The sequence below is a fragment of the Clavibacter lycopersici genome (assembly GCF_003576405.1).
Lineage (GTDB): Bacteria > Actinomycetota > Actinomycetes > Actinomycetales > Microbacteriaceae > Clavibacter > Clavibacter lycopersici.
The window spans coordinates 1-5187 of the sequence record NZ_QWGT01000198.1 but is presented as its reverse complement, the minus strand read 5'-3'; the positions used below and the strand labels follow the sequence as shown (position 1 = coordinate 5187).

Below are 5187 nucleotides of genomic sequence, written 5' to 3'. Positions count from 1 at the left end.
CGCCGCCCCCGTCGCATCCGCTGCCCCGCCGCTCGCGGGCGCCCCCGCCGCCGAGCCCACGGGCGGCCGCTACCTCGTGGGCGTGCTCGTCGGCGCGTTCGTCGTCGCCGGGCTCGTCACACCGGCCCTATCGCTCACGCGCGCCGGCGAGTTCGCCGTCCCGCACGGCCAGCACAGCACGATCGACCTCGACGGCATCCAGGGCGAGCACTCCGGCCACTGAGCCGCAGGGGCTCGGCGGTCAGCTCGCGGGCGAGACCGCCGGCGTCACGCGGATCCGCGTCGCCTCGCTCATGAAGCGCCGCACGTTCTCGTCGACGATGATGTCGCCCGGCCGCAGCGGCCGCGTGAGGAACAGGCCGTCGATGTCGGTGATCCGGCTGAGCGCCACGTAGGTCTGCCCCGGGCTGAACACGCGCGCCCCGAGATCCACGATGGCCCGCTCGTACGTCTTGCCCTGCGACTTGTGGATGGTGACCGCCCACGCGAGCCGCAGCGGGAACTGCGTGAAGTCGGCCACGACGTCGCGCCGCAGCTGCTTCGTGGTGGGCGAGTACGAGTACTTGTGCTTCTCCCACGTGACCGGCTCGACCTCGTGCACGACGCCGTCGAGCTCGACGTACACGTTCGTGTCGATGCGCGTGACGACGCCGACGGATCCGTTCACCCAGCGCTGGTCGGCGTCGTTGCGGAGGAACATCACCTGCGCGCCGATCTTGAGGTCGAGCTTCTCGTCGGCCGGGTAGGTGCGGCCGCCGAAGTCGCCCGTGACGTCGGCGGTGGCGGTGAGCGACTTGCCGGGCAGGCGCTTGAGGGCCTCCGCGTTGATCCGGTTGACGGTGTCGTTGCGCGTGGCGAGCGTGATCGCGCCGTCCGTGGGCGCTTGCCGGGCGCCCGCCGCGTTGAGGACGCCCGCGATCTCCGCCGTGACCCGCCCGTGGCGCACGGCGTTGAGCATCTCCTTGAACGCCTCCTCGTGCTGCCGGTGGATCTCGGTGAGCTCGTAGATCCGCAGCTGCGCCTCCTCCCACACCTTCGCGTCGAAGAACCACATGGAGCGGTAGCGGTCGGCGAAGTAGGCGCGCTCGTCGCCGTCGCCGGGCACGGGGGCCAGCTGGTACGGATCCCCGAACAGCACGACCTGCACGCCGCCGAACGGCACGTCCTTCTTGTGGCGCGCCTGGCGGAGGCTGCGGTCGATGGCGTCGACCAGATCCGCGTTGACCATGGAGACCTCGTCGATGACGAGCGTGTCGATGGTGTTGAGGAGCTTCCGCAGCTCGCCGGTCTGCTCGATCTCCTCGTCGGCGATGACGCCGATCGGCAGCTTGAACAGCGAGTGGATGGTCTGCCCGCCGACGTTGAGCGCCGCGACGCCGGTGGGCGCGCAGATCACGATCTGCTTCTCGGTGTTCCACGAGAGGTGCGTGAGGAGCGTCGACTTGCCGGTGCCGGCGCGGCCCGTGACGAAGATGTGGTCGCGCGTGCCCTCGATGGCCTGGAAGACCGCGGCCTGCTCCGGGGAGAGGGGGACCGTGCTCACGCGGGGCTCCTGGCGGGTCGGGGACGGGAGGGTGCGCGTACGGCGGCGGCGGGCGCCGCGGGATGCGCACTCGAATCTACCCCGGCGCCCGGCCGGGGAGGCGTCGATGCCCCGCCCGTAGGATGATCCGCATGCCGAGCCCCGCCGTCGACGCGCGCGGCGAGCTGCGTCGGGCCGTCGTCGTGTGGTCGCTGCTCGCGGCCCTCCTGGTCGGGGCGTTCCTCGGCACGGTCGGCGCGCTCAACCAGGGCACCTTCAGCGCGCACGGCTTCGTGCGCTCCTACCTCGACGCGCTCGCCCGCGAGGACAGCCGCGACGCGCTCGCCACGCCCGGCGTCACGCTGCCGGACACGGGCAGCCGCGCCCTCCTCGACGCCCGCGCGCTGCCCGGCCTCGCCGACGTGGAGCTGGTGTCGGACGAGCCCGCGGGCGACGGCGAGCGCGCGGTCACGTACGCGTACACGCTGCCGTCCGGGCCCGGATCCACCGAGTTCCGCGTGCGCGAGACGCCCGCCGCGCTCGGCCTCTTCGCCCGGTGGGAGTTCGCGACGAGCCCGGTCGCATCCGTCGACCTCGAGCTGCGGCACGCGTCCACGTTCACGGCCAACGGGCTGGCCGTCTCCGCGACGCCGGGCGGCGAGGCGTCCGAGGGCGCCGGATCCACGTACCTGGTGCTCGCGCCCGCGTCGCTCGCGCTCGACCACGCCTCCCAGTACCTCCAGGCGGACGACGCCGAGGTCGCCGTCACCGACCCGGGCAGCGTCGTGCCCGCGCGCGTCGACGCCGAGCCCACCGACGACCTCGTCGCCAGCGTGCAGTCCGAGGTCGACGCGTACCTCACCGGGTGCACCACACAGGCCGTGCTGTACCCCTCGGGCTGCCCGTTCGGGAAGACGATCCGCGACCGGATCACCGCGCCGCCCGCATGGAGCATGACGGCCATGCCGGTGGTCACCCTGCAGCCCGCGAGCGACGACCCCGCCGACCTCGACTGGGTGGTGCCGTCGACCGTCGGCACCGCGCACATCCAGGTGCCCGTCCGCTCGCTCTACGACGGCAGCGTGAAGGACCTCGACGAGGACGTGCCGTTCAGCGTGAGCTGGCGCGTGAGCGTGGACGAGACGTCGGGCGTGCGGATCCAGGGGCTCTAGGCGCTGTCCGCTCGCGGTCACCCTCACGTGGCGTCAGGGTGCGGTGCGGGGGCGGCAGGGCCAGGATCAGGACGCAACAGGGTCGTCGCAGACCGCGGGGATCCGCCACCCGAGGAGCGCCCCCATGTCCGCGATCATGACCCCCTACCTGTCCTTCCGCGACCAGGCCGCCGACGCGCTCCGCTTCTACCGGGGGATCTTCGGCGGCGAGGTCCAGACGACGACCTTCGGCGAGGGCGGCATGGCTCCCGACCCGGCCGAGGCCGACAAGGTCATGCACGGCCAGCTCACCTCGGGCGCGGGCTTCGTGCTCATGGCGTCGGACACCCCGGCGTCGATGGGCGTGCCGAGCGGATCCGCCATCACGCTCTCCCTCTCGGGCGACGACGAGGCCGTGCTGACCGGCTGGTGGGACGCGCTGACCGCCGACGGGACGGTCGTCCTCCCGCTCGAGGTGGCGCCGTGGGGCGACCGGTTCGGCATGTGCACGGACCGCTACGGGATCGACTGGATGGTGTCGATCGCGCAGCCGGCCGCGGCCTGATCCCCCGCCCGCCCGGTGGCCGGCCTCAGGTCCAGCGGCCGCCGCGCGGGACGATGAGCGGCGTATGCGAGACGGGATCGTCGATCACGAGGCACGGCAGGCCGAAGACCTCCTCCACCAGCTCGGCCGTGACGATGTCGCGCGGGGCGCCCGAGGAGATCACGCGGCCGTCCTTCATCACGATGAGGTGGTCGGCGTAGCGCGCGGCGTGGTTGAGGTCGTGCAGCACGGCGACGATGGTGCTGCCGTCGCGGTGCAGGTCGGCGAGGAGGTCGAGCAGCTCGATCTGGTGGGCGATGTCGAGGAACGTCGTCGGCTCGTCGAGCAGCAGCACGGGCGTCTGCTGGGCGAGCGCCATCGCGACCCACACGCGCTGGCGCTGGCCGCCGGAGAGCTCGTCCACGTGGCGGGCGGCGAGGTCGGCGACGCCCGTCGCGGCCATCGCCTCCTGCACGGCGTCCTCGTCGGTGGGCGTCCACTGGCGGATGAGGTTCTGGTGCGGGAAGCGGCCGCGCGCCACGAGGTCGGCCACGGTGATCCCGTCGGGCGCGATGGCGCTCTGCGGGAGGAGGCCGACGATCCGCGCGACCTCCTTGGCCCGGTACGAGCCGAGCGGCCGGTCGTCGAGGAGGACGCCGCCCGCGGTCGGCGCGAGCAGGCGCGACAGCGCGCGGAGCAGGGTCGACTTCCCGCACGCGTTCGGGCCGACGATCACGGTGAAGGAGCGGTCGGGCACGGACACGTCGAGGTGCTCGGAGATCACGCGGCGGTCGTAGGAGAGCGTGACGCCCTCGGCGCGGAGGCGCGGGGCGGTGGCCGCGGGCACGGCCTCGGGCGCGGGCGCTGCGGTGTCGGCGGACGCGGTGTGGTCCACGGCGGGGTCTCCCATCGGGTCGGGGCGTGCGGGGTCAGGCACGGCGGGACGCCTCGCGGATGAGCAGGGCGATCAGGTAGGCGCCTCCGACGACGACCGTGACGATGCCCACGGGCACCGTCCCCGGCAGCGCGTGCTGGGCGGCGGAGTCGGCGGCGAGCAGCAGCAGGCCGCCCGTGAGCGCGGCCGGCACGAGCGGCAGGCCGGCGCTGCGCGTGAGCCGGCGGGCGATCTGCGGGGCCGCGAGCGCGACGAACGCGATCGGCCCGGCGGCGGCGGTGACGATCGCGGTGAGGGCGACCCCGAGGATCAGCAGGGCGAGGCGCGTCGGCTCGGCCCGCACGCCGTGGGCGCGCGCGGCGTCGTCACCGAGCTCGAGCTGCCGCAGCGGCGCGGAGAGCAGCAGGATCGCGGGCGCGAGCACGAGGAGGGCGACGAACGCGGGCAGCGCGCGGTCCCAGCCGACGAGCGCGAGGGATCCGGCGCCCCAGATCGAGGCGGCCATCGCGACCTCGGTGCCGGCCTTCAGCAGCAGGAACGTGTTGACCCCGTGCAGGACGGCCGTGACCGCGATGCCCGTGATGATCAGCCGGAACCCCTGCACCCCGCCACGGTACGCGAGCAGGTAGACGACGAGCGCCGTGCCGAGCCCGCCCGCGAGCGCGCCGACCGCGGTCGGCAGGAAGGCCGCGCCCGCCAGCGTCGTCACGATGAGCGCGCCCGTGTAGGAGCCGGTGGAGAAGCCGATGATGTCGGGCGATCCGAGCGGGTTGCGCGTGAGCGACTGGAAGACGGCGCCGGCGACACCGAGCGCGGCGCCGAACGCGAGCGCGGCGAGCACGCGCGGCAGGCGCCACTCGACGACGATCGTGGTGGCGAAGGAGCCGTCGGGCAGCGCGATGGCGCGGATCACCTCGGGCACCGTGAGCGGGAAGTCGCCGGTGCCGAGCGCCACGAGCGCGAGGGCGACGATCGCGACGGCGAGCGCGGCGCCCACGAGCACCTCGCGGCGCTGCAGCCGGACGCCGACGACGGGCAGGCGCACGGTGCCGGGGATGCGAGCGGCCGGTCGGCG

The 5187-nt window shown here is 73.9% G+C and carries 5 protein-coding genes and 1 pseudogene; 3 read left to right on the top strand and 3 right to left on the bottom strand.

Translation table 11 applies throughout. The features are described 5' to 3' along the window. A pseudogene (locus DZG00_RS11925) lies at window positions 1-223 on the top strand (hypothetical protein); the annotation flags it as partial. Window positions 224-241: 18 nt separating this feature from the next. Here DZG00_RS11925 and DZG00_RS11920 read toward each other — a convergent pair. Then, entirely contained in the window at window positions 242-1543 is a 1302-nt protein-coding gene (locus DZG00_RS11920; protein WP_119382627.1) for an ATP-dependent DNA helicase, read from the bottom strand. A gap of 131 nt (window positions 1544-1674) precedes the next feature. On the opposite strand from DZG00_RS11920, the gene DZG00_RS11915 reads away from it, so the two are divergent. Both DZG00_RS11915 and DZG00_RS11910 read left to right on the top strand, forming a co-directional pair. Beyond that, window positions 1675-2694 carry a hypothetical protein gene (locus tag DZG00_RS11915; protein ID WP_119382628.1) on the top strand — a complete coding sequence of 340 codons (1020 nt, stop codon included), beginning with the start codon at window positions 1675-1677 and terminating at the stop codon, window positions 2692-2694. Between the two features lie 124 nt (window positions 2695-2818). Continuing rightward, entirely contained in the window at window positions 2819-3238 is a 420-nt protein-coding gene (locus DZG00_RS11910; protein ID WP_119382629.1) for a VOC family protein, read from the top strand. Window positions 3239-3263: 25 nt separating this feature from the next. Here DZG00_RS11910 and DZG00_RS11905 read toward each other — a convergent pair whose 3' ends face one another. Together DZG00_RS11905 and DZG00_RS11900 are read right to left on the bottom strand one after the other, a co-directional pair. After that, window positions 3264-4127 (bottom strand): ABC transporter ATP-binding protein, encoded by an 864-nt coding sequence (locus DZG00_RS11905; RefSeq protein ID WP_119382630.1) that lies wholly within the window; start codon window positions 4125-4127, stop codon window positions 3264-3266. 19 nt (window positions 4128-4146) lie between these two features. After that, the gene (locus DZG00_RS11900) at window positions 4147-5169 is read right to left on the bottom strand and encodes a FecCD family ABC transporter permease (RefSeq protein WP_375342503.1); all 1023 of its coding nucleotides are present in this window, start codon (window positions 5167-5169) and stop codon (window positions 4147-4149) included. Between the last annotated feature and the right edge of the window lie 18 nt (window positions 5170-5187).